We start from the raw sequence: 23076 nt of genomic DNA, 5'->3' as shown, positions 1-23076 counted from the left end.
CGCCGCGCGCTCCGCCCGCGTGCCCTACGGCAGGCGCCAGTCGATGGGCTGTGCTCCCTGGGCGACCAGGAGGTCGTTGGTGCGGGAGAACGGGCGCGAGCCGAAGAAGCCGAAGTCGGCCGACTTCGGGGACGGGTGGGTCGACTCCACCACCGCCGCGCCCGGGCCGAGCAGCGACCGGGCGTTGCGCGCCTCGCGGCCCCACAGGATGGTCACCAGCGGCGTGCCGCGCTCGCCGAGCGCCCGGATCGCCTGCTCGGTGACCTCCTCCCAGCCCTTGCCGCGGTGTGCGTTGGAGCGCCCGGGAGCGGTGGTCAGGGATCGGTTGAGCAGCAGTACGCCCTGCGTGGTCCACGGGGTCAGGTCGCCGTTGGTCGGCAGGGGCAGGTCCAGGTCGCGGTTCATCTCGGTGAAGATGTTGATCAGCGACGGCGGCAGCGGCCACACCTCCGGGGCGACGGCGAAGCTCAGGCCGACCGCGTGCCCGGCGCCCGGGTAGGGATCCTGGCCGACGATCAACACGCGCACATCCGCGAACGGCTGCATGAACGCCCGCAGTACGTTCGCGCCCGCGGGCACGTAGCGTCGCCCCGCGGCGATCTCTCCTCGCAGGAAGTCGCCCATGGCGGCGATGCGACCCGCCACCGGTTCCAGGGCCTTGGCCCATCCTGCCTCGACAATTTCGCCCAACGGCCGTGCCACCATGGGAGTTGAGCATAGGGCAAACGGGTGACACGACCCGCACGCCGACGTTCCGGTCGGCGAGCACCCGCGACGGGTGCCGCCGACCGTCCGGGCCGGTCAGATCCGGGGGACACGACCGTTGAGCAGCGCGGTCCCCAGACGGGTGCGCACGTGCACCATCGACTGGCCGCGGCGTTCGGAGGAGACCAGCCCCGCCTCACGCAGCACGCTCGCGTGGCGGCTCGCGGTGGCCATGGACACGCCGATGATCGCGGCCAGGCGGGAGGTGTTGACCCCGCTGCCGATCGCGTCCAGCGCGGCGGCCCGGGCGGAGCCGACGAGCCGGGAGAGCGGGATGGTGGACGCGTCGAGGGCGACCCGGCCCCGGGTGAGCCAGTCGGCCGGGCGGGCGACGGGATAGGTCAGCACGATGGGGAGTCCGGGCCGCACCACGGCGAACGGATGCGGGCCGCAGAAGAACGACGGCGCCAGCACGATGGACCGGCCGTCGGCGCGGATGTCGGCGTCGACCGGGCAGGGCGTGCTCAGGATGTCGTCGCGCCAGCACATCAGTTGCGCCGGGAAGCTGCCGAGCAGGCCGCGTACCCCGCCGGAGAGCATCGCCTCCGCGCGCTGCGCCCGATCCGCCTCGAACGCGGTCGCGGCCCGGGAGGCGTACGGGGCGACCGCGATCGTGTGATAGGCGCGCAGCAGTCGGCCGAAGCGTTGCAGACCGGCCGCGTCGCCGCCCGCCAGGATCCCGGCCCAACTCGGCAACGGCCGTCTGCCGGCCGCCAGTCGGGCCAGTTCGGCGGCGATCGTGGCGGGCGGGGTGGCCAGTACCCGGTCGATGCCGGTGTCCAGGTCGCCGGCCGTACCCGGGGGCACCAGGAAGTCGGGGAAGGGCTCGGAAGGCGGATAGAGCCGGGCGAGTTCCCGGACCGCCCGGGTCAGCTCGGCCGACTCCAGCGCGGCGCACACCTCCTGCCGCCACGCGGCGAACACGGGGTCGGGCTCCCGGTTTTGCAGGAGATGCAGGGTGAACGCGATCTCCCACATCGGGTCGAGCCGATCGGCCAACCGCAACCGGTGCAGATCTTCGCCGGTCAGGTGGAACCGGAGCATGCTACCCCCGCGACAATCCCTTCAACGGCCCCCACGCCACGGTAGCGACCCCAACGCCCCGGTCGAAAGGTTTGCATCGGGCTGCAAGGGCCGGGGCCGCGCGGGTTGGGCCTTTCGGCCGGTCAGGCCGGGGACATCACCTCGTACAGGTTGCCCGAGTCGTCGGCGAAGAACAGGCCGCGCGGGCACAGGGGGTGGTCGATGCGGCCGTTGGTCCGATCGCGAGGGCTGCTGCCGTACGGGATCCCGGCCGCGCGGATGCGGGCCAGGATCGCGTCGAACGTGTCGGGGTCGACGTCGAAGGCGAGATGGTGCCCCTCGGCGGCGGGCACGGTCATGAAATCGAGCGTGAGTCGCTCGTTGACCCGCACGGGGGCGAAGTGGCCGTCGGCGCCGGCCGGAGGCAGTTCCTCCAGGCCCATGACGGTGGCGAAGAAGCGGGCCGCGGCGCGGTGGTCGGTCGCCGGGACGATGGTGTGGTTGAGGCTGACGGCCACGGTGGGGTCTCCCCGGGTCGAGCCGGGATCCGTCCGTCGGCCGGCCGCGTTGTGGACGGCGGCCGTTCGGGACGGGACCCGGCGTGGCGGATGCGGTACGGAGGACGCCGACGCGACGGAGGCGGTTGCGGTGTCGGCCCGGCCGGCCTACTCGGGTATGACGGGGAGGACCCCCCGCAGGGCCTCGGTGTCCCCGCCGGCCAGGGACAGCGCCACCGCCGCCTCGCACGCGGCCAGCGCGAACACCGCGCCCACCCACGTGCGTTCCGCCGGGGTCAGGCGCCGCCACTCGAGCGCCCCGCCCGCCCCGTCGACCAGGTCCGACGCCGCCGCGAACCAACCCCACTCGGCGGTGCCGCGCCCGGAGGCCAGCGCCCGCAGTACCCCCGCGCCCAACAGCACGTCGCGCGCGCCCAGACCGCGGCCGAGCAGCGACGCCTCGCGGGCCGCCGTGGGCCGCAACCACACCCCGCCGCGCGGGGCCACCAACGACACCACCCCGGCGGCCACCCGGCCCGCCGCCAACACCGTCGCCACGCGTCCGGCCGACCCGGATATCGCGCCCGAAACCGCCACCACTGCCCCCGATCGAAACCTGCCCGTACCCCCGGCCACTCGACCGGCGGCCCACACCGTAGCGGTGCCCCCATTCGGGCCCCGCACCCCCACCACGCGCGGAACCCGCCCACCGGTTTCCATCGAGGCCCCCGCGACCCGCACAGGCGCCCCCGCTCGCACCATTAGTCCCCACGGACCCCCGCGTCCGCTATCGGGAAGGCCCTCACGTCGGCCCGTCCGGACGGCCGGCCGAACCGGCCCGGCCTCCGGCCCACCCGGGCGCCCGCTCGGTCGCGCTCAGTCGCGGAGGGCGCCGTCCGGGCGGTAGACCATCAGCCGGCGGCCCTTGGCGACGCGGAGCTGGGAGGCGCCGGGGCGGACCTCGCCGTCCACCGCGAGTTCGGCGCCCTCCTGGATCTCGGACAGGTGCATCGTGCGCGCCGTGGACGCCTCGTAGACCCGCGAGGTGCCGAGTGTGCCGGACAGCACGGCGGCGACCAGTCGGGTGCGGGCCAGGGGGCGCGACGCGTCGACGATGCGTACGTCGAGGAGGCCGTCGGTGAGGTCGGGGCGATACGTGGGCGCGAAGCCCTCCGGGGCGTACTGCCCGTTGCCGAGGAAGATCAGCCACAACGACCTCGGCCGACCGTTGACCCGCATCTTCACCGGGCCCGCGTCCCGCAGCACCCGCACCAGGCCGACCAGCATGGCCGGCCACTTGCCGATCTTCCGCTCCAACTCCTCGCGGAAGCGCACCAGATCGGGATACACGCCGAGCGAGAACGTGTTCAGGAACAACTCCGGGCCCAACTCCTCGCCGTCGTCGGAGAACGGGTGTGAGTGGTCGCGCTGGAGTTCGGCGACGTCCACCAGGACCGCCTCGCCGGCGGCGAGCGCCTGCGCGGTGTCGTCGAGCCGGATCAGCCCCAGGTCGCCCGCGAAGTGGTTGAGCGTGCCCGCCGGGAAGACGGCGAGCGGCATGCCCCGGTCCAGCGCGATCCGCGCCGCGCAGTTCACACTGCCGTCGCCGCCGGCGACGCCGAGCACCTGCGCCTCCCGGGCCGCCTCGCACAGCAGCGCGACCAGGTCGCCGTCCTGACCGCGCTCGACCACCTTCGCGGCGGGCAGCAGTTCGCGCAGCCGCTGCGCGGTGTCGCCCTCGGGGCCGGCCGAGGCGTTCACCACGACCACCAGGCCGTCGCCGTCGACCAGCGACGGCACCTTGCCGCGCGGCTGCGGCGCGGTCGCGGCCTCCACCGGCCGGGTCGGCCACCAGCGCAGCGTCACCGCCGCCAGGCCCGCGCCGAGCGCCGCGCCCGCGAGCACGTCACCCGGGTAGTGCACACCCGTGTACACCCGGGAGAAGGCCACCGAGCCGGCCAGCGCGCCGGCCGCCACGCCCAGCGGGCGCGACTCCAGCGCGACGCCGGTGGCGAACGCCGCCGCCGACGCGGCGTGCCCGGACGGGAACGAGGTGGTCCACGGCTGCCGGCTCAGCCGACGGGCCATGGGCACCGCGTCGATCACCGGACGCGGCCGGCGCACCCAGCTCTTGAGGAGCACATTGCTCACCGTCGACGCCAGCGCCACCGAACCCAGGCCGCGCAACGCCGCCCGGCGCCCGCTGCGCCCGCCGGAAAGCGCCATCCCCGCACCGGTCACCGCCCACAGGCGCGAATGGTTGGCCGCCCGCGACAAGGCCGGCAACGCCTTGTTCGCCCACGGCACATGATGCGATGCCACCCACGCGAAGGCCGCCCGGTCGGCGGCATGGATCTTTCCCATCCGTGAATCTTCGCAAAGATTCCCGACGAACACGCAAGGCGGGAGTCGATCCGACGTTCGAAGCCCCGACGGCTCGGGTCCCGGACACGATCTAGCGGGACAGGGCCGCCGACGTCGCGGCGAGTTCGGCGCGGTACTCGATGCGCTCGGACCACGCGGCGGGCCAGGCGTCGATGCCGTGCGCGGCGCCGATCATGGCGCCGGCCAACGCGGCGATCGAGTCCGAGTCGCCGGAGGAGCCGGCCGCCCGGGCGACGGCGGAGCGCGGGTCGTCCGGATACAGCAGGACGCACAACACCGCCGTGGCCAGCGCCTCCTCGGCGATCCACCCCGCGCCGGTGATCCGACACGGGTCGGCGCGGCGGTCGCCCTCCGCCACGGCCCGGTCCAACCGGTCGAGCACGGTCAGGCACTCCTCCCAGCCGCGCGCGACGAACCCCTCCGGGGTGTCGGCGAACGGGCCGCGCCACAGGTCGTCGCCGAGCCAGTCGCCTCGGTACACCTCGCGTTGCGCCTCGGCGTGCGCGCGCAGCAGGCCGGGGAGTTCGGCGATCGGCGCGCCGGTGCGCAGCGCGTGGACGGCGGTCGCGGTCAGGTCCGAGGCGGCCAGCGCGGTGGGGTGTCCGTGGGTGATCGCGGACTGGAGTTGGGCGGCGCCGCACCGGTCGGCCTCGTCGACGCCGTCGAGCAGGCCCAGCGGGGTGACCCGCATGTTGGCGCCGCAACCCTTGGAGCCGCGCCGGGTGGCGTCGGGCCAGGCCCGTCCGGCGGCGAGCTCCGCGCACGCGGACAGGCATGTGTGGCCCGGCGCGCGAGTGTTGTCGGGGGAGTCCCACCAGGTCAGGAACCGGTCCACCAGGAGCGGGGTCAGCCGGTCGGCGGTGAACGCCCCGTCGTCGGCGCGCGCGTCGATCACCGCCCCGGCCACCGCCAGGCCCATCTGGGTGTCGTCGGTGACCCGGGCCGGCGTGCCCTCCAGGTCCATCGGCCCGGGCAGGTCGTACCGGCGCACGATCTGCGCGTACGACAGGAACTCCGTCGGCGCGCCCAACGCGTCCCCGTACGCCAACCCGAACATGCTCCCGCGCACCCGCTCCGCGTTCCCCACCATGCGATACCACCCTTCGTCGACCGCCCACCCTGCCGGCCCGGTGTGCCGGTGGCCGATCGAGTTTCGCCGACCCGCCCGCACGCCCGGCCGCGCACACCCGGCCGTCCGACCGGGGGACCCGTGTTCCCGGGGTCGGGTCGGTGAGGGTTGGAAACGGGCGAGTCGGGGCGAAACTCGGAGGATGGACGTACTTTCCGGTCGTATCCTGCTGCGCCCCGCCGATCCCGAGCGTTCGCTGATCTTCTATCGCGACGTGCTCGGCCTCGCGATCGCCCGCGAGTTCGGTACCGGGATCCATCGCGGGACGGTGTTCTTCCTCGGCGGCGGCTTCCTCGAGGTCTCCGGCACCGCGACCGGCGGCGGGCCCGGGGGTGAGGATCTGCGGTTGTGGCTCCAGGTGCGGGACCTGCCGGCCACCCACCGCGAACTCGTGGACCGGGGCGCCACCGTGCTGCGCGCACCGCGCCGCGAGGAGTGGGGGCTCGACGAGATGTGGATCGCCGATCCCGACGGTGTGCGCATCTGTGTGGTGCAGGTCCCGGACGAGCATCCGATCCGCTATCGGCCCGGCATCTGACCGTCGGGCGCGCCGCGTTCCGTGCCCCGCGCGCCTCGGTCGCGTCGACGGGGCCGGGCGGATTCGTCGACACCTCTCGACGCCCCTTGACGGCCCCACGGCGGCGGCGACACACTCAAGCTACCAGCCGGTAACAATTCGACGATGTCCCGGGGGCCCGCCACCCATGACCGCCTTCAGCCTCGCCCTGAACGAGGACCAGACCACCATCCGCGACTGGGTGCACACCTTCGCCGCGGAGACCATGCGGCCGGCCGCCGCCGAGTGGGACGAGCGCGAGGAGACCCCCTGGCCGATCATCCAGGAGGCGGCCAAGATCGGACTCTACTCGCTGGACTTCTTCAGCACCCAGGCCTTCGACCCCAGCGGCCTGAGCATTCCGCTGATCATGGAGGAACTGTTCTGGGGCGACGCCGGGTTGGGCCTCGCGCTGTCCGGTACCGCGCTCGCCGCGGCGGGCCTGGTGGCCAACGGCACCCAGGAGCAGATCATCACCTGGGCACCCGAGTTGTTCGGTACTCCCGACAACGTCCGCGTCGCCGCGTTCTGCTCGTCCGAGCCGAACGCCGGCTCCGACGTCTCCTCGATGCGCACCCGGGCCGACTACGACGAGGCGACCGGCGACTGGATCCTCAACGGGGTCAAGACCTGGGCCACCAACGGCGGTATCGCACACGTGCACGTCGTGGTCGCCACCACCGACCCCGCGCTCGGCTCGCGGGGCCAGGCCAGCTTCGTGATCCCGCCGAACACGCCGGGGCTGTCCCAGGGACAGAAGTTCAAGAAGCACGGGATCCGCGCGTCGCACACCGCCGAGGTGATCCTGGACAACGTCCGGGTGCCCGGCGACTGCCTGCTCGGCGGCAAGGACAAGCTGGACGAGCGGATCGCGCGGGCCAGGTCCGGCACCTCCGCGCGCTCGAACGCGGCGATGGCCACCTTCGAGTCGTCGCGCCCGGCGGTCGCGGCCCAGGCCGTGGGCATCGCGCGCGCCGCATACGAGGTGGCGCTGGAATACGCCCAGGTCCGCGAGCAGTTCGGCCGGCCCATCATCGACAACCAGGGCGTCGCGTTCACCATCGCCGACATGCGCACCCGGATCGACGCGGCCCGCCTGCTCACCTGGCGCGCCTCGTGGATGGCCGCGACGAAACAGCCGTTCACCGCGGCCGAGGGCTCGATGTCGAAGCTGTACGCGGGCGAGACCGCCAAGTGGGTGACCGCGGCCGCGATGCAGATCCTTGGCGGCAACGGCTACACCCGCGAATACCCGGTCGAGCGCATGCACCGCGACAGCGCCATCTACACCGTCTTCGAGGGCACCAGCGAGATCCAACGCCTGGTCATCGCCCGCACGTTGGCGGAGGTGCCGATTCGCTGACCCGCGTCGCGGCGGCCCCGCGCCGCGTCGTCGGGCGGGGCGTCGGGGCGGCGCCCCCGGGCTCAGCCGGTCCAGACCACGTTCATCACGCTGACGCGGACGCGGTTGTCCTCGATCACGAAGGTGATGAAACCGAAGGCTCCGAACGCGACTTCGCGCATGGTCTTGAGACCGCTGTGCATCCGGCCCCCGACGCTCCACGGGTCACGCTCCAGCGCACTCTCCAGGTCGTTGAGCGCGGCGACCGCGGGCTGTGGCAGGCCCGCCTTCTGCCGGGCGGCGGGCGCGTCGTACACCACGAGGTAGCTCATGTGCGCCTGGTCTCGGCGGCGGGCACCGTTTCCAGTTCCTCGCCCGCGTGCAGCCGGGCGGCCCGTTCGAGGACACGTTCGTAGTCGCCGGTGCGGCGCAGGATCAGGTGCCGCTGCCACCCGGCGAGGAGATCGGCGAGCAGGGCCAGTTGCCCGGTGTCGTGGGCGTGGGCGAGGGCGGCGGCGAACTCCCGCTCGAACTCGGCGCGTACGTCCTCGGGCAACTCGGCTCGGATCTCGGCCGGCGACGGCCAGCGGGCACCCCCGACCCGGATCACCAGGTCCGGCGTGCGTGGTTCGGGGATCGTCGTGTCCATGCCCTCAGCGTGCCGGCTCCGCCGGGTCGGCCGACAGCAGGCGCGCGACGATCGGCCGTACGCCCGGCGAAGCGTGGCCCGTGCGCCGGTTCAGGACGCCGGGCCCGGCTCGGGGGCCGGTTCCGGCTTGTCCGGGGGCGGAGGTGTGCCCGGATCGGGCGGCAGGGGCTCCGGGCCGGGTTCGGGCAGCGGGTGGGGGAGGGGCATCGGCGGCACCGGGGGCAGCGGATCGGGCCACGGGTCGGTCACGGCGACCTCCAAGCAGGTAGCGCGTCGCGGTCGCGACGTCGCCACCCGGATACCCGCCACGACCGATCCCATCTCCCGGCACGGCGAACACCCGGACGCCGCCGCCCCGACCGCACGACCGACACCCGCCACCACCGGCCGGCCCTACGCGGGCTCGAACGCCGCCCCGGTCACCCGCACCGCCCGGCCGACCCACGCGTCCGCGCGCATCGACGCCAGGACGGCCGCGTCGGTCGAGGAGGCCACCGAGCGCACCCCGCCGCCGCCCTCGCCCTCGACGACCGCGATCGCCACCGCCGGTTCGCCCCCGTCGAAGGCCACCGTGCAGCCCACCACCCGCGCCGGGCCCGCGTAGTCCGGGTCCACCGGGTGGGCGGGCAACTCGGCGCTCACGTCCACCGCGCGAAAGCCGCCGGGAGCGGGGCGCGTCGACCACAGCGCCCCGGCCTGCTTGGTCACCATGCCCGACACGCTGGTGACCAGGCCGTCCCCGCCCTCGCGCACCCGTCGGGCCACCTCGACGGTGGCGTGCAGCGCGTACGTGTTGAGCGGACCGCCCGCGAAGGCCATCCCGCCGGTCGTGGTCAACTCCCGATCGGCGCGCCCGGTCAGGCCCAACTCGTGCCGCTGGATCCGGACCGCCGCCGGGAAACAGCTGTACAGGTCCACATGCGCCGCGTCGGCCGCCCCGGGCCCGAGCGCCGCGCCGACCGCCGCGAAGCCCGGCGAGCGGGCCGGGTCCGGCCGGGCCACCAGCGGCACCATCGTGTTCGACTCCGCCGCCACCGTCGGGAACACCCACCGCTCGCGCGGGACGCCGAACCGCCGCGCCGTCTCCACCGAGCACAGCACCAGCGCGGCGGCCTGGTCGACGTTCATCTGCGAGCAGTGCCACTTGGTATAGGGGCTCGCCAACCATGCGTTCCGCCCGACCGGGGCCAGCAACTCGTCCTCGGACACCGTGCGACCGCGGATCGACCGCCCGCCCTCGGCGGCGACGGCGGCGAACTCCGCGCACAGCGCCGCGATCTCCCGGGCGTCCCGCGCCGGCGACACCCCGCGCGCGGCGCCGATCGCCGACTCCAGGACCGCGTACTGCCGGGCCGGCACCGCCAGATGGCGATCGATCTCGACCCGGGCCAGGATGTCCGCGCCCGGCGCCCACACCGTGTCCGGCACCCCGTCCGCGACCGGATCCGTCAACTCGACCCCGGCGATCCGGGCACGCAGCCGCCGATGCGCCGCCTCGCCGCCCACCACCAGGACCGCGTCGACCCGGCCGGCCGCGATGTCGGTGCTCGCGCGGGTGAGCAACGACTGTTGCAGGACGCCCAGTTCGGCCAACGTGCTGTGCGCGTCGACGAGCCCCAAACGCTCGGCCAGCCACCGACCCGGGTCGCCGTGCCGCCAGGTCCCGCGCGGCACCAGGATCCGCCGCACCGCCCCGAGCAGCCCGCCGAGCCCCTCGGCCGCGTCCTCGACGGCCCGCGCCATCAACTCCAATTCGCCCACCCCGGCCCCCGCCTCGGCCAGGCGCTGATCCGCCACCCCGACTCCGACCAGCACCGGCGTGCGCGGATCGATCCCGTGCAACCCCATCGACGCCCCCTCACACGCGCCGCCACCCGGCGCGCGCCGACGCTAGCGGCGAACCCGAACGATCACCAGCGGCCCGGCCCGACCGGTTCGGCCGTTCGCCGGCGCGGGCATACGACAACCTTCCGGTGGGTGTGGCCAGGAGCGGTGCGGCGAGGAGCGGGTGGATGAGCGAGCACGATCCGTTCGTACGGGTGCGTGGGGCACGGGAGCACAATCTGCGGGACGTGGACGTGGACATCCCGCGCGACACGTTCGTGGTGTTCACCGGGGTGTCCGGGTCGGGCAAGTCCTCGCTCGCGTTCGGCACGCTGTACGCGGAGGCGCAGCGGCGCTACTTCGAGTCGATCGCGCCCTACGCGCGCCGGTTGATCCAGCAGGTCGGCGCGCCGCACGTGGACGGGATCGACGGATTGCCGCCGGCCATCGCCCTGCGGCAACAACGGTCCGCGCCGACGTCGCGGTCGACGGTGGGCACACTGACCACGTTGTCGAACTCGCTGCGGATGTTGTTCTCCCGCGCGGGAACGTATCCGCCGGGCGCGCCGAGGTTGGACTCGGACGCGTTCTCCCCCAACACCGCCGCCGGGGCCTGTCCGAACTGTCACGGGCTCGGGCGGGTGCACGACGTCGACGAGGCGTCGCTGGTCCCGGATCCGGACCTGTCGATCCGGGACGGGGCGATCGCCGCGTGGCCGGGCGCGTGGTACGGGAAGAATCTGCGGGACATCCTGGTCACGCTCGGCTACGACGTGGACCGGCCGTGGCGCGAGCTGCCGAAGGCCGAGCGGGACTGGATCCTGTTCACCGACGACCAACCGGTGGTCACCGTGCACCCGGTGCGCGACGCGAGCCGGATCCAGCGCGACTACCAGGGCACCTACAGCAGCGCCCGGCGGATCGTGCTCAAGACGTTCGCGACCTCGAAGAGCGCGACGCAGCGCAAGCGGGTGGAGCGTTTCCTGCGCGGCGGGCCGTGTCCGATCTGCCACGGTCGGCGGTTGCGGCCGGCCTCGCTGGCGGTGACGTTCGCCGGGTACGACATCGCCGCGCTCGTCGCGTTGCCGTTGACCGAGGCGGCCCGGGTGCTGGCCGAGGCGAAGCCGGACGGGGAGGCGGCCGCGACGATCCGCGCGGACCTGGTGGCGCGGATCGCGGTGCTGGTCGAGTTGGGGCTGGGCTATCTGGGCATGGCGCGCGAGACGCCGACGTTGTCCTCGGGCGAGCTGCAGCGGCTGCGCCTGGCCACCCAGTTGCGGTCGGGGTTGTTCGGGGTGGTGTACGTGCTCGACGAGCCGTCGGCCGGGTTGCACGCGGCCGACACCGAGGCACTGCTCGTGGTGCTCGACCGGCTGCGGGCGGCCGGGAACTCGCTGTTCGTGGTGGAGCATCGCATGGCCGTCGCGCGCCGGGCCGGGTGGCTGGTGGACGTGGGTCCGGGCGCGGGCGAGGGCGGCGGCCGGATCCTGTACAGCGGTCCGCCGGCGGGGCTGCGCGAGGTGGCCGACTCGGCGACGCGCCGCTTCCTGTTCCCGGCCGGCCCGCCGCCGGTGCGCGCGCCGAGGCCGGTCGGCGCGTGGCTGACGTTGACCGGGGTCACCCTGCACAATCTGCGCGATCTGGACGTGGCGTTCCCGCTGGGCGTGTTCACCGTGGTCACCGGGGTGTCGGGGTCGGGCAAGTCCAGCCTGGTCGGCGGGGTGCTGGCCGAGGTGACGGCGGCGCACCTGGGCACCGGGGCCGAGCCGGACGAGGACGGCGGGCCGGTGTCGGGCGAGGTGCGCGCGGTCGAGGGACTGGCGGCGATCGACCGACTGGTGCGGGTGGACCAGAAGCCGATCGGTCGCACGCCGCGGTCGAACCTGGCCACCTACACCGGGCTGTTCGACACCGTACGCCGGTTGTTCGCGGAGACGGAGGCGGCCCGGGCGCGCGGGTGGACCGCGAGCCGGTTCTCGTTCAACGTGGCCGAGGGGCGCTGCGAGACCTGTGCGGGGGAGGGCTTCGTCGCGGTCGAGTTGTTGTTTCTGCCGGGCACGTACGCGCCTTGTCCGACCTGCCACGGCGCCCGGTACGACCCGGCCACCCTCGAGGTCGCCTATCGCGGGCTGAACGTGGCGGACGTGCTCGGGCTGACCGTGGACGACGCGGCCGGGTTCCTGGCCGACGTGCCCGCCGTCGCGCGCAGTCTGACCACGCTGCGCGAGGTGGGCCTGGGCTATCTGCGCCTGGGCCAACCCGCGACCGAGCTCTCCGGCGGCGAGGCGCAGCGGATCAAGCTGGCGAGCGAGTTGCAGCGGGCCCGGCGCGGCCACACGCTCTACGTCCTGGACGAGCCGACGGCGGGTCTGCATCCGGCGGACGTGGAGTCGTTGACGCGCCTGTTGCACGGTCTGGTCGACGCGGGCAACACGGTGGTGGTGGTCGAGCACGACCTGGACGTGATCGCCGGCGCCGACTGGTTGATCGACCTGGGACCGGGCGGCGGCGTGCACGGCGGGCGGATCGTGGCGAGCGGCGTGCCGGGGGACGTGGCGGCGCGGGGGGTGGGGGTGACCGCGCGTTTTCTCGGCGGGGGATGACGGGGTCGGTTTCGGCCGGACGCCGGCGCGCTCCCGGCTCGTCCCGGGGCGGCGGCTCGACCCCGGTTCGGTCAGGCGGTGTCGGGGCCGGCCAGGAACGCCAGCAGGGCCGCCGGGTCCTCGCTCGCGCACGCCGCGCGCACGGCCGCCTCGTGTGCCTCGGCCAGCGCGTTCAGCCGAGCGAGTCGGTCCGTACCGCGCCGGGACAGGTGGACCGTGATCCGGCGGCGGTCGGCCCCGGACTGGCGGCGGTAGATGTGGCCGCCGTCCACCAAGGCGTCCACGATCCGGGTCAGCGTGGCCTGCGGGATCACCAGGGCCCGGGCCAGTTCGCCCATCGATCGCCCCTTGCCGTCGCCCAGGGCGCGCAACACCAGCCACTGGTCGAGGGTGCAGTCCTCCTCGGTCAGCGCGACGGTCAGCGTGCGGGTGAGTCGGCGCTGTGCGACGGTCAGCGCCTCGACCAGAAGCGGTGGAGCGACGGCGCGTTCGGCGAGTTCGCCGGCGGACATGCTGATCACCCCTTCACCGGACCGTTCTCAGGAGCATACTTACTCGCCTGATGAGCGTCGAGACAGTCCTGATCGAGCCGCTCGACGCGCTGTATTCCGATCGGAATCCCCAGGTGCTTCGAGTGGGCCTCGTGGTGCCCCAGTCCGGTGCGCTCGGCATCATCGGCCCCTCCGCCGTGGACGCCGCGCTGCTCGCGGCGCACGAGATCAACTCCGCCTGCGGGGTGCGCGACCGCCGGCTCGAGCTGGTGCTGGTGGACGCGGGCGTCCCACCCGCCGAGGTCGCCGCGCAGGTCCGCCGGCTCGCCGACGCCGGGGCGGTGGAGGTATTGGTCGGCTTCCACACCAGCGACGTGCACCGCGCGATCGAGGCGGTGGTGACCGGACGCGTGCCGTACATCTTCACCCCGCCGCACGAGGGTGGTCGCCGGCTGCCCGGCGTGGTGTGCACCGGGGTCGACCCGATGCGGCAGCTGCGCGAGTCGATCGGTTGGCTGACCCGGCAACATCGGCTGCGCCGTTGGGCGTTGATCGGCAACGACTACATCTGGCCGCAGGCCACGCACCGGGCGGCGGCCCGGCTGATCGCCGAGGCGCGCAGCAGTGTGGTGTACGAGCGGCGGGTCGCCTTCGGCGCGGTGCGCGAGGGGCTGGACGAGTTGTTCGCGGGGCTGCGGACGACCGGGGCCGACGCGCTGCTGCTCAGTCTGATCGGGCGGGACCTGGTGGACTTCAACCGGGCGCTGCGGCACGCCGGTCTGGACCGGATCCTGGTGCGGCTTTCCGGGTCCCTGGAGGAGAACGGCCTGTTGGCCTACGGCGGCGACGACACCGGCGGGATGTACGCGGTGATGCAGTCGTTCGCGTCGCAGACCGACGATCGCCGGCTGGGGCTGGCCGAGCGGCACCGGGCGCTGTTCGGGCCGGAGGCACCGGTTCTGGACGCCTACGCGGAGGGGCTGTACGACGGGCTGCACCTGGTCGCGGCGCTCGCGTCGTGGAACGCGCTGGGCCCCAACGGGTTGGCGGCGGCGGTGCATCGCCTGCTCGACGGGGACCCGGAGGGCACCCGCGCGGCCTGGGCGCGGTCGCCGCTCGGCCCGCCGCGTCGACAGGTGTTCCTCGCGCGGGCGGAGGGACTGGATTTCGCCGTGCTTCCGCGCCGCGAAAGTACTTCCATTTGGAAATAACTGGATCTAGGGTCTCTCCGAGACCCCTCGGGGTCATCCCGAGGAGAGATCATCATGAGCGAAGTCCCCGCGCCCGAATCCGCCGCGAGACCCGGGTCCACCGGCAGACCCGACCCGACCGGTGGACCCGAGTCGATCGAGAAGTACGGCTACAAGCAAGAGCTCCGCCGTTCGCTGAGTTTTCGCGACCTGCTCGTCTACGGCCTGGTCTTCATGGTCCCGATCGCGCCGTTCGGCATCTTCGGCGGCGTGTTCCAGGGCTCCGGCGGCATGGTCGCGCTCACGTACATCATCGGCATGGTCGCGATGATGTTCACCGCGCTGTCCTACGCGCAGATGTCCCAGGCATTCCCGATGGCCGGATCCGTGTACTCCTACGCCGGTCGCGGCATCGCCGCCCCCGTGGGCTTCCTGGCCGGCTGGATGATCCTGCTCGACTACATCCTCGTGCCCGGCCTGCTCTACCTGATCGCCGCCGTGGCGATGAACTCGCTGGTCGGCTCGATCCCGGTGTGGATGTGGGTGGTCGGCTTCGTCGTGCTGAACACGGCGGTGAACTACCTGGGCGTGGAGATGACCGCCAAGGTCAACAAGATCATGCTGATCGGCGAGTTGATCGTGCTGCTGCTGTTCGTGGTCGTCGGCGTGGTCGCGCTGATGGACGGCAAGGGCCGGGGCTTCGACTTCACCCCGCTGTACAACGGCGACACCTTCTCCTGGAGCCTGGCCTTCGGCGCCGTCTCGATCGCGGCGCTGAGCTTCCTCGGCTTCGACGGCATCTCCATGTTGTCCGAGGAGAACAAGGACTCCGCCAAGGCCATCGGCCGCTCGATGGTCGCCGCGCTGCTGCTCGCCGGCACCCTGTTCATCGTGCAGACCTGGGTGGCCTCGCTCCTCGTGGAGGACCCCAAGGCGCTGATCGCCAACGGCGACCCGGACGGCACCGCGTTCTACGACGCGGCGCGGGTCGCGGCCGGCGGCTGGCTGGCCAAGCTCACCGCCGTGGCCACCGCGGTCGCCTGGGGCTTCGCCAACTCGCTGGTCGCCCAGGCGGCCACCTCGCGCCTGCTCTACGCGATGGCCCGCGACCGGCAACTGCCGTCCATCCTGGCCAAGGTGCACCCCAAACACCGGGTGCCGGTCAACGCCACGCTGCTCACCGCCGCCGTCTCGCTCGCGCTCGGCCTGTACACCAGCACCCGCGACGACGGCATCACCAAGCTGAGCAGCCTGGTCAACATCGGCGCGCTGACCACCTTCCTCGTCCTGCACGTCTCGGTGGTCGTGCACTATCTCGTCCGGCACAAGAGCCGCGACTACTGGCGACACCTGATCGCGCCCTCGATCGGCTTCGCGATTCTGGCGTACGTCGTCTACAAGGCCGACGACGACGCGCAGCGCCTGGGCACGATCTGGTTCGCGATCGGCCTTGCCCTGCTCTCCGGTCTGGTCCTGGCGGGCCGCCGGCCCAAGATCTCCGCCATCGATCCGATCGAGGAACCCGTATGACCCTGCTCGAAGTCGTCTCGCTACGGCCGACCTACCACCAGTACGCCTACACCTTCGGCGGTCGCCGGCCGCTGGTGACGGTGCGTCCCGGCACCATCGTCGAGTTGTCCACCGAGGACTGTTTCGGCGGCAACGTCAAGGGCTTCGACGATCTGCCCAGCGCGGTCTGCGAGTTCCCCTACCTCAATCCCGTCACCGGCCCGATCGCGGTCGAGGGCGCCGAGGTCGGGGACACCCTCGCGGTGCACTTCGTGGACATCTCGCCCGCCCGGGACTGGGGCATCTCCAGCACCTTCCCGCACTTCGGCGCGCTGACCGCGACGCACACCACGGCGATGCTGCACGCGCCGCTGGAGGAACGGGTCTGGGTGTACGACCTGGACGTCGAGGCGGGCGTCTGCCGCTTCCGGGCCCGCAAGAGCGACTTCTCGGTCGAACTGCCGCTGGATCCGATGCACGGCACCGTCGGGGTGGCGCCGGCCGGTGGCGAGACGCTGATGTCGATCACCCCGGGGCCGCACGGCGGCAACATGGACACCCCCGAGATGCGCGCGGGCACCACCGCGTACTTCGGCGTCAACGTCGCGGGCGGCATGCTCTCGATCGGCGACGGCCACGCCCGGCAGGGCGAGGGGGAGGTGTGCGGGACGGCGGTGGAGGCCGCGATGCGCACGGTGATCGTGGTCGACCTGATCAAGGGCGGCGCACCGGTGTCGCCGCGCCTGGAGAACGACGCCTACCTGATGACGACCGGCTCGGCCCGCCCGCTGGAGGACGCCTACCGGATCAGCCAGCGCGACCTGGTCGACTGGACGGCGAGCCTGCTGGACCTGGACCTGCTCGACGCCTACCAGCTGGTCAGCCAGGCCGGTCTGGCCCCGGCCGCCAACGTGTGCGACACGAACTACACGATGGTGGCCAAACTCCCGAAGGCGACGCTGGGTCGGCAGCGGGCCTACGAGGGGCGGCACGACCACCTGCGCGCGGTGGCGGGGGCGTACCTGCGGGAGCGCTGAGGCCGGGTCGCGGCTCCGGCACCTCGGGGGAGCGCCGCGACATCGACTCCGGGACCGGAGAGGCCACGGTCCCGGCACCCGGCGGCGTGCCGCCCCCGCGCCGGGTGGGGAGGGGACATCCCCGGGCGAATCGCGTCCGCCGACGCGCGTCCCCCGGGGCCCGGGGATGTCCCAGGCAGGCGGGAGCCTCCGGCTTCCGGCCGACACGTGGAAGTCCGCGCCGGTCGGGAATTCCTCGGGCGGCGACGTGTTGCCACTCGTGTGAACGTGTTTTCGCCGCAGGTCCGGTTCTCCGTCCTCGATCGATCGTTGACGCTTCGCGGCGAGCACCCCGCCTCGGCGCTGCGGCACGCGGTGGCGTTCGCCCGGGAGGTGGAGCGGTTGGGGTATCACCGCTTCTGGGTCGCGGAGCATCACAGCGTGCCGGGGGTCGCCGGGTCGGCGCCGACCGTGCTGGCCGCGGCGGTGGCGGCGGCGACCGAGCGGATCCGGGTCGGCACCGGCGGGGTGATGTTGCCCAACCACCGACCGCTGGTGGTGGCGGAGCAGTTCGGGGTGCTGGAGGCGCTGTACCCGGGGCGGATCGACATGGGCCTGGGGCGCTCCGTGGGCTTCACCGACGGGATCCGCGCGGCGCTGGGGCGGGGCAAGGACGCGGCGGAGGACTTCCCGGAGCGGCTGGCCGAACTGCTCGGCTACTTCCTGGGCACCCAGGACGCACACCCGGGCGTCCACGCGCGCCCCGCCGAAGGGCTGCGTCCGGCGCCGTTCGTGCTGGCCACCGGGGCGGGCGCGGATCACGCGGCCGCGGCGGGCGTGCCGTTGGTGGTGGCCGCGGTGATCGGCGAGGAGCGCATGCTGCGCGCGATCGAGCGCTACCGGACCGCGTTCCGGCCGTCCACGTGGTCGGCGCGACCCTACGTGGTGGTCGCCGGTACGGTCGCCGTCGCGGACACCGCCGAGGCGGCCGACGACCTTCTGCTGCCCGAGGCGTGGGCGGCGGCCCATTCGCGCACCCGCGGCACCTTCCCGCCGCTGATCCCGGCCGCGGAGGTCCGCGCCGCCGTGCTCACCGCACGCGAGCGCGAACACCTGGACGCCGCGCGGCGCGACCGGATCGCCGGCACTGCGGAGACCGTCGCGGCGGAGCTGGCGGCCCTGTTCGCCCGCACCGACGCGGACGAGTTCCTGGTCACCACGAGCGCCCACGACCGGGCCGGCCGCGTGGACTCGGCCCGGCGCCTGGCCGAACTCGCGGGCATCGCACCCCGGATCGGCGCGGCCGCGACGCGCTGAATCGGGGGATTCGCCTCGCCCGCCCGGACCTCCGGCGGCAGATGGTGGGCGTTGCTACCGTGGTGCGGCTCGAGTGGTCGTTCTGCGGGGAGGTTTCGAGCGATGGCCCATGTCGGCCGGCAGCCGGACGTACGTCCACACCCGAACACACCCGGGACCGGGCCCGGTCACGCGCCGGTGGAGACCGCCGCGCAGATCGAGCGGCGGTGGATCGCCAACGTCGCCTCCGTGGTGGTCCCGGGCGTGCTCGCGCACCGGATGTTGCGGCCGGCGCACCGGATCGGCAAGCCCGACGGACTGATGGGCAACCTCAACCGGGTGCGCGCGTGGCTGGGGCTGATGATCGTGCTGGCGGTGTTCCTGCGCGGGCTCTACCAGGAGCGCACGCACGGCTCCGGCGAGTCCGCCACCACGACCCGGATCCAGGGCGCGCAGGTGGTGGCCGAGGTGGCGTCGGCGATGGTGCGCCGGATGGTCCTGCTGCCGGTGTACGGGATCATCGGCATCGTGCTGATCGGCTGCCTCCTGGTGCTCTTCGCCCGGCCGCACCTGCGCTCGCTGACCATGCGTCAGTTGATCCACCCGGTCCGCTCGGTCGGGCTGTTCCTGGTGGTCCCGGTGATCGGCGTCGCGGTGGCCTGGGGCTGCCGCAGGGGCGCCGGCCTCGGGAGCAACACCAATACGCTGCGCACCGACGGCACGATGGTGCAGCTGGTCCTGTCGTGGGTGTCCATGGTCGTCGGGATCTGGGTGTTCGGCTTCGCCGTGGTGGCCATCTGGCAGGTGGCCCAGCACCTGTTCTCGGCGGCCGACGGCCACCCGATGTTGCCCGCGCTGATGGCGATGTGGCTGGCCTGGACCTTCACCCTGACCGACCTGCTGATCAAGACGGACAACCCGCTGTTCGCCGGCTCCGACATCGTGCCGGACAACATCAAACTCCCGGTGGGCGTGGGCGGATCGCTGATCATCACCGCGCTGAGCGTGTGGGAGATCCGCCGCCTCGGCCGCTGGAACGGCATCACCTGGCGCAGCGGACCGTGGGGGTCGCGCTCGCCGCAGAGCCGGGGGCCGGCCCGGGGCGCGTCCCGCTAGCGGTCGCGCGGGCCGTCGACCGGCGCGTCCGCCGGCGGGTTCAGGACGATCCGCGCGCGCCGGTGATCAGGCGGTAGCCCAGGCCGGTGGTGGTCTCGTCGACCAGGAACAGGCGGCCGTCGTGCTCGAAGGGCTTGGGCATCGCCTCCGCGAGCGAGACGCCCAGGCGCAGCGGGTATTCGTCGAGGACGGTGATGTGGCCGTCGTTCGGGTCGAAGCGGACCAGGCGCGGCGGCTTGCTGCCCCGGGCGTTGACCCACACGCGCAGGGCGCCGTCCGGCTCGACCGCGATCGGGGCGGCCTTGCTGTCCACGCTCAGGCCGATCACCTTGACCGCGGCGGGCAACTCGGAGATCCAGCGCACCCGGCCGCTCGCCCGGTCGATCGCGATGATCTGGTTGGCGCCCGGGGAGGACGAGGCGTGCACGGACCGGCCGTTGTTGCCGGGCACGTAGATGGTGCGATCGTCGGCGAGCAGGCGCGGGGCGGTGCCGCGGGCGTCGCCGACCAGGGGGTTGCCGGTGTCGATCGGGTACGCGGGTTCGCCGCGGTCGGTCAGCACCGTCGGTCGGGTCGCGCCGCCCGAGCCGGTCGGCTCGTTGACGATCACCGGTGAGGTGGCCACGACCGGGGAGGCACCGGGCGGACCGCCCTTGGGCAGGGTGTGCGTCCAGGCCGGCTTGCCGGTGACGGGGTCCAGGGCCCAGACCGTGTCGGCGCCGGCGCACTGTCCGTTGGCGACGAGGGCCGCGCCGCCGCGGAATCCGGTGACCCGGCAGCCGGCGGCCACGGTGTTCGCGGTCCAGAGCTGGGCGCCGTCCCTGATCCGGAACGCGGTGTCGCCGCTGACCGCCACGCCGCGCGAGACGGCCACCCGCTCCTGGGCCGGGGTGTCCTTGGCGGCGCGCGGCTTGCTCCAGGCCTCGGTGCCGGAGGTGACGTCGATGCCCGCGATGCGGTCGCAGGCGGTGCCGACGCCGTAGACGATCACCGCGATCGTGCCGTCGGTCTCGGCGCCGGCGGCGCACATCGAGGCGCCGCCCGGGAGCGGCTTCTCCCAGGCGGTGGCTCCGCTGTCGACGCGGTACGCCACCACGCGGGCGCGCTCCGAGCGGACCACGGTGTCGCCCTGGAACCAGGTGCCCTCGAGGGTACGCGGGTCCTTGGCCGCACTCGCCGGGGGCTTCGGACCGTCTCGGCCCTCCTTCAACGCCCAGGAGACCGCGACGTGTTCGCCGGAGTTGGCGTAGTCGTTGCCGTCCTTGACCGCCTGCCGGACCGCACCGACGCCGGCCACCGCGAGCACCGCGAGGGCCAGGAGCGCGCTGCGGAGCAGGACCGGGCGATCCCGCCGCGTCCGGACCCGGTCGGGGGAGAGCGGCGGGCCGAAGACGAAGTGGTGGTCCGAGGGCGCCGGTTGCAACGGCATCGGGGACGACGGGGGTGTCGGCGTCGGGCCGCCGGGGCCGTAGGGCGGCGAACCCGGGCCGCCGGGGCCGCCGGGGCCGCCGTGCGGCGGCGGGTAGGTGTGCGGGCCGGCCGGGGGATGGGTGTCGTACAGCGGCAGGTTGGGGTTCGCGACGAAACCGCCGCCGCCGGAGGACTGGGGATACGGCGCCGGACGGGTGTGCGGTTGCGGTTGCCCCTGGTTCGGGACGTGCGGTTGCGGTTGCCCCTGGGCCGGGGCGTGCGGTTGTGCCTGTCCCCGGGCGGGGTCGTACGGCTGTGCCTGTCCCTGGTGCGGGACGTGCGGCTGCGGGTGTGCCCGGCCCGGGCCGTGGGGCTGCGCCTGTCCCTGGGCCGGGTCGTACGGTTGCGGCCGGCCCTGTGCCGGGGGCGGGGCGAAGTCGGGGCGGCCCGACGTGTTCGACCCGGGCGGTGCGAACGGCGGTGGGCCGGACGGTGTCGGCCGCGGGGGCGCGAACGGCGGTTGTTCGGCCGGGGTCGGCTGCGGCGGGGCGAACGGCGGCTGTTCGGACGAGGCCGCTCGGGTACGGCGGTGCTCGTCCCACGGGTCCTGCGGATCGGTCGGGTTCTGCGGGGTGCTCACGCGGCGGCTCCCGAAGTGCCGGGTATCACCGGGGCGCCGAGGCCGACCTCGTGCGGGCCCGGCAGGTCCTTGAGGTCGCGGCGGTCCACGTGTCCGACCGACTGGCCCACGTTGTGCAGCCACAACACGAGGAAGGTGATCACCGCGGCGGAGGCGGCGGTGACGAGTACGCCGACCACGACCACCAGGACCTTGCGCGGCGCGGCCGGCCCGCGGGCCGGAGCGGGCTCCGGCGGCGCGCCCCACGGCGTCGGCGTCGGTCCGGCGGCCTGTCGCCGCGGTGGCGATGACTGCGTCATGACGATCGTGCCCCCCGTGTCCCGTTCCCTGTTCACCCCGTGTCGCGGCCGTCGCCGATCCGTCCCCGACACGACATCGCGTCGATTACCGTACCGATCCCGGCCGCCCGCCGCCGACAATCCGGGCCGGTTCGAGGGTGGACCCGCCCCGACCGAGGGATCCGCCCGGGCCGTACGTGCGTCGGATCGACGTCGGACCCCCCATCGCGGCGGTGCCGTGGTGGGAGAGGATGTGGTCCGGGCGTCGTCCGTAGTCGGCGACGCATCGCAAGTCGCAACGGGGAAGTGGATCCGTGTCGTTTCAGCAATCGCCGGGCGGCGAGCAGCCGCAACAGCCCCCCGGCGGGCCCTATGGTCCGCCGCCCGGTCCGTACGGGGCGCCACCGCCTCCCGGTCAGCCCTACGGCGGCCCCTACGGCCCACCCGGCCCGCCGCACGCGGTATCGCAGCCCGGCGCCCATCCCTACGGGGCCCCGCCGCCCCCGGGCCAGTGGGGCTACGGGCCCGGATACGGCGGCCCGCCGCCGCCCGGGCAGCCCAAGCGCAAGGTCGCGATCATCGTCGGGGCCGTGGTGGGCGTGCTCGCCCTGGGCACCGTCGCGGTGCTGGGCGCCACCGGAGCGTTCTCGTCCGACGACGACAAGGACCCGGTGGCGAATCCCACCTCGTCGTCCCTGACCTCGGGCCCGCCGACCACGCGGCCCACCTCGCCCGCGCCCGTGCCGCCGGACCTGCCCACCACCCGCCCGCCGAGCACGACCTCGGCGCCCAAGCGCACCGTGGACACCCCCGACAAGGCGGGTGGACTGAACAAGATGGGCGACGACGCGTATCCGGCGCAGAAGTCGCTCCGGGACGGGGCGAGGCCCGGCTCCAAGGTCGCGGCGTACGGTGCGTCGGGCGCGAGTTCGCCGAGCGCGGTGGTCATGGTGATGGCGAATCCGGCGCCGCGCCAGTCGCCGATGACGACGATGGACCAGATCATCGCCGGCATGCGGGAGGGCGCCGACGAGAAGTCGGCGGACCTGGGGGCCGTGCGCGAGATGGGTGCCGGCTCGATGGGCGGCGTGTTGCGCTGTACCACCATCAAGTCCGGCGGCAAGACGCTGCCGACCTGCGTGTGGGCCGACGCGGACACCGTGGGTGTCGTGTACGGAATCAACGACAAGACGTTGGACGAGACCGCGGCACAGACCCTGCGGCTGCGCCCGGACCTGGAGAAGTGATCGAGGGGTAGCACACGACCTCGATCCCCCGGCCGGGCCCACGGGTCCGGCCGGGAGATCCGTGCACCCCGACGCCGTCGGTGCGGGTGGGCCGGGATTCGCGGATCCCG

22 protein-coding genes are annotated in these 23076 nt (G+C 73.6%); 9 read left to right on the top strand and 13 right to left on the bottom strand.

Features of this window, described 5'->3' with window-relative positions:
* Positions 1-24: 24 nt before the first annotated feature.
* From EMA17_RS27990 to EMA17_RS27965, 6 genes are all read right to left on the bottom strand, one after another.
* Positions 25-705, bottom strand: a complete 681-nt coding sequence (locus tag EMA17_RS27990) for a uracil-DNA glycosylase (RefSeq protein ID WP_126639914.1) — start codon at positions 703-705, stop codon at positions 25-27.
* A 96-nt stretch (positions 706-801) separates the two neighbouring features.
* Positions 802-1809 (bottom strand): ArsR/SmtB family transcription factor, encoded by a 1008-nt coding sequence (locus EMA17_RS27985; protein WP_126639913.1) that lies wholly within the window; start codon positions 1807-1809, stop codon positions 802-804.
* A 122-nt stretch (positions 1810-1931) separates the two neighbouring features.
* On the bottom strand, positions 1932-2306 hold the full coding sequence (locus EMA17_RS27980; protein ID WP_126639912.1) for a VOC family protein: 375 nt from the start codon (positions 2304-2306) through the stop codon (positions 1932-1934).
* A 147-nt stretch (positions 2307-2453) separates the two neighbouring features.
* Positions 2454-2843: a hypothetical protein gene (locus EMA17_RS27975; protein ID WP_126639911.1), complete on the bottom strand. Its 390-nt coding sequence runs from the start codon at positions 2841-2843 to the stop codon at positions 2454-2456.
* Positions 2844-3161: 318 nt separating this feature from the next.
* Entirely contained in the window at positions 3162-4649 is a 1488-nt protein-coding gene (locus EMA17_RS27970) for a bifunctional phosphatase PAP2/diacylglycerol kinase family protein (RefSeq protein WP_126639910.1), read from the bottom strand.
* A 91-nt stretch (positions 4650-4740) separates the two neighbouring features.
* Positions 4741-5760 (bottom strand): ADP-ribosylglycohydrolase family protein, encoded by a 1020-nt coding sequence (locus EMA17_RS27965; RefSeq protein WP_126639909.1) that lies wholly within the window; start codon positions 5758-5760, stop codon positions 4741-4743.
* Positions 5761-5941: 181 nt separating this feature from the next.
* Here EMA17_RS27965 and EMA17_RS27960 point away from each other — a divergent pair, with 181 nt between their 5' ends.
* Together EMA17_RS27960 and EMA17_RS27955 are read left to right on the top strand one after the other, a co-directional pair.
* Positions 5942-6337, top strand: coding sequence for a VOC family protein (locus EMA17_RS27960; protein ID WP_126639908.1), 396 nt, complete (start codon positions 5942-5944; stop codon positions 6335-6337).
* A gap of 166 nt (positions 6338-6503) precedes the next feature.
* On the top strand, positions 6504-7718 hold the full coding sequence (locus EMA17_RS27955) for an acyl-CoA dehydrogenase family protein (protein WP_126639907.1): 1215 nt from the start codon (positions 6504-6506) through the stop codon (positions 7716-7718).
* Between the two features lie 62 nt (positions 7719-7780).
* Here the strand turns inward: EMA17_RS27955 and EMA17_RS27950 are convergent, their stop codons facing one another.
* From EMA17_RS27950 to EMA17_RS27940, 4 genes are all read right to left on the bottom strand, one after another.
* The gene (locus EMA17_RS27950; protein WP_126639906.1) at positions 7781-8029 is read right to left on the bottom strand and encodes a hypothetical protein; all 249 of its coding nucleotides are present in this window, start codon (positions 8027-8029) and stop codon (positions 7781-7783) included.
* Entirely contained in the window at positions 8026-8346 is a 321-nt protein-coding gene (locus tag EMA17_RS27945; protein WP_126639905.1) for a DUF6247 family protein, read from the bottom strand. The genes EMA17_RS27950 and EMA17_RS27945 overlap by 4 nt, the downstream gene beginning before the upstream one ends.
* Before the next feature lie 90 nt (positions 8347-8436).
* Positions 8437-8595: a hypothetical protein gene (locus tag EMA17_RS52630; protein ID WP_170222254.1), complete on the bottom strand. Its 159-nt coding sequence runs from the start codon at positions 8593-8595 to the stop codon at positions 8437-8439.
* Positions 8596-8739: 144 nt separating this feature from the next.
* Positions 8740-10194 (bottom strand): acetyl-CoA acetyltransferase, encoded by a 1455-nt coding sequence (locus EMA17_RS27940; protein ID WP_126639904.1) that lies wholly within the window; start codon positions 10192-10194, stop codon positions 8740-8742.
* A gap of 164 nt (positions 10195-10358) precedes the next feature.
* Here EMA17_RS27940 and EMA17_RS27935 point away from each other — a divergent pair, with 164 nt between their 5' ends.
* On the top strand, positions 10359-12773 hold the full coding sequence (locus EMA17_RS27935; protein WP_126639903.1) for an excinuclease ABC subunit UvrA: 2415 nt from the start codon (positions 10359-10361) through the stop codon (positions 12771-12773).
* Positions 12774-12844: 71 nt separating this feature from the next.
* Here the strand turns inward: EMA17_RS27935 and EMA17_RS27930 are convergent, their stop codons facing one another.
* A complete protein-coding gene (locus EMA17_RS27930) occupies positions 12845-13285 on the bottom strand; it encodes a MarR family winged helix-turn-helix transcriptional regulator (RefSeq protein WP_170222258.1) in 441 nt (146 codons plus the stop codon).
* A 50-nt stretch (positions 13286-13335) separates the two neighbouring features.
* On the opposite strand from EMA17_RS27930, the gene EMA17_RS27925 reads away from it, so the two are divergent.
* The 5 genes from EMA17_RS27925 to EMA17_RS27905 all read left to right on the top strand — a co-directional run bounded on the left by EMA17_RS27925 (position 13336) and on the right by EMA17_RS27905 (position 19391).
* Complete coding sequence (locus EMA17_RS27925) at positions 13336-14475, top strand: substrate-binding domain-containing protein (RefSeq protein ID WP_126639902.1); 1140 nt, start codon at positions 13336-13338, stop codon at positions 14473-14475.
* A gap of 54 nt (positions 14476-14529) precedes the next feature.
* Positions 14530-15984, top strand: a complete 1455-nt coding sequence (locus EMA17_RS27920) for an APC family permease (RefSeq protein ID WP_218043079.1) — start codon at positions 14530-14532, stop codon at positions 15982-15984.
* Positions 15981-17000: an acetamidase/formamidase family protein gene (locus tag EMA17_RS27915; RefSeq protein ID WP_126639901.1), complete on the top strand. Its 1020-nt coding sequence runs from the start codon at positions 15981-15983 to the stop codon at positions 16998-17000. Before EMA17_RS27920 ends, EMA17_RS27915 begins: the two co-directional genes overlap by 4 nt.
* A gap of 261 nt (positions 17001-17261) precedes the next feature.
* The gene (locus EMA17_RS27910; protein WP_126639900.1) at positions 17262-18296 is read left to right on the top strand and encodes an MsnO8 family LLM class oxidoreductase; all 1035 of its coding nucleotides are present in this window, start codon (positions 17262-17264) and stop codon (positions 18294-18296) included.
* A 102-nt stretch (positions 18297-18398) separates the two neighbouring features.
* Entirely contained in the window at positions 18399-19391 is a 993-nt protein-coding gene (locus EMA17_RS27905; protein ID WP_126639899.1) for a hypothetical protein, read from the top strand.
* 40 nt (positions 19392-19431) lie between these two features.
* On the opposite strand, the gene EMA17_RS27900 is transcribed toward EMA17_RS27905, so the two are convergent.
* Entirely contained in the window at positions 19432-21441 is a 2010-nt protein-coding gene (locus EMA17_RS27900; protein WP_126639898.1) for an outer membrane protein assembly factor BamB family protein, read from the bottom strand.
* Complete coding sequence (locus EMA17_RS27895; RefSeq protein WP_126639897.1) at positions 21438-21740, bottom strand: hypothetical protein; 303 nt, start codon at positions 21738-21740, stop codon at positions 21438-21440. The genes EMA17_RS27900 and EMA17_RS27895 overlap by 4 nt, the downstream gene beginning before the upstream one ends.
* A gap of 293 nt (positions 21741-22033) precedes the next feature.
* On the opposite strand from EMA17_RS27895, the gene EMA17_RS55450 reads away from it, so the two are divergent.
* Positions 22034-22966: a hypothetical protein gene (locus EMA17_RS55450; RefSeq protein WP_126639896.1), complete on the top strand. Its 933-nt coding sequence runs from the start codon at positions 22034-22036 to the stop codon at positions 22964-22966.
* Positions 22967-23076 lie beyond the last annotated feature (110 nt).

Source organism: Embleya hyalina (assembly GCF_003967355.1).
Taxonomy (GTDB): Bacteria; Actinomycetota; Actinomycetes; order Streptomycetales; family Streptomycetaceae; genus Embleya; species Embleya hyalina.
The sequence above is the reverse complement of the archived record's forward strand: the minus strand, read 5'-3'. Positions and strand labels throughout refer to the sequence as shown.

Bases quoted from the DNA above. Each gene is read 5' to 3' on its own strand.
- EMA17_RS27920 (WP_218043079.1), top strand. From the start codon at position 14,530: ATGAGCGAAGTCCCCGCGCCCGAATCCGCCGCGAGACCCGGGTCCACC.
- EMA17_RS27930 (WP_170222258.1), bottom strand. From the start codon at position 13,285: ATGTCCGCCGGCGAACTCGCCGAACGCGCCGTCGCTCCACCGCTTCTG.
- EMA17_RS27950 (WP_126639906.1), bottom strand. From the start codon at position 8,029: ATGAGCTACCTCGTGGTGTACGACGCGCCCGCCGCCCGGCAGAAGGCG.
- EMA17_RS27940 (WP_126639904.1), bottom strand. From the start codon at position 10,194: ATGGGGTTGCACGGGATCGATCCGCGCACGCCGGTGCTGGTCGGAGTC.
- EMA17_RS27955 (WP_126639907.1), top strand. From the start codon at position 6,504: ATGACCGCCTTCAGCCTCGCCCTGAACGAGGACCAGACCACCATCCGC.
- EMA17_RS27965 (WP_126639909.1), bottom strand. From the start codon at position 5,760: ATGGTGGGGAACGCGGAGCGGGTGCGCGGGAGCATGTTCGGGTTGGCG.
- EMA17_RS27985 (WP_126639913.1), bottom strand. From the start codon at position 1,809: ATGCTCCGGTTCCACCTGACCGGCGAAGATCTGCACCGGTTGCGGTTG.
- EMA17_RS27915 (WP_126639901.1), top strand. From the start codon at position 15,981: ATGACCCTGCTCGAAGTCGTCTCGCTACGGCCGACCTACCACCAGTAC.
- EMA17_RS27945 (WP_126639905.1), bottom strand. From the start codon at position 8,346: ATGGACACGACGATCCCCGAACCACGCACGCCGGACCTGGTGATCCGG.
- EMA17_RS27925 (WP_126639902.1), top strand. From the start codon at position 13,336: ATGAGCGTCGAGACAGTCCTGATCGAGCCGCTCGACGCGCTGTATTCC.
- EMA17_RS27970 (WP_126639910.1), bottom strand. From the start codon at position 4,649: ATGGGAAAGATCCATGCCGCCGACCGGGCGGCCTTCGCGTGGGTGGCA.
- EMA17_RS27935 (WP_126639903.1), top strand. From the start codon at position 10,359: ATGAGCGAGCACGATCCGTTCGTACGGGTGCGTGGGGCACGGGAGCAC.
- EMA17_RS27905 (WP_126639899.1), top strand. From the start codon at position 18,399: ATGGCCCATGTCGGCCGGCAGCCGGACGTACGTCCACACCCGAACACA.
- EMA17_RS27960 (WP_126639908.1), top strand. From the start codon at position 5,942: ATGGACGTACTTTCCGGTCGTATCCTGCTGCGCCCCGCCGATCCCGAG.
- EMA17_RS27990 (WP_126639914.1), bottom strand. From the start codon at position 705: ATGGTGGCACGGCCGTTGGGCGAAATTGTCGAGGCAGGATGGGCCAAG.
- EMA17_RS27895 (WP_126639897.1), bottom strand. From the start codon at position 21,740: ATGACGCAGTCATCGCCACCGCGGCGACAGGCCGCCGGACCGACGCCG.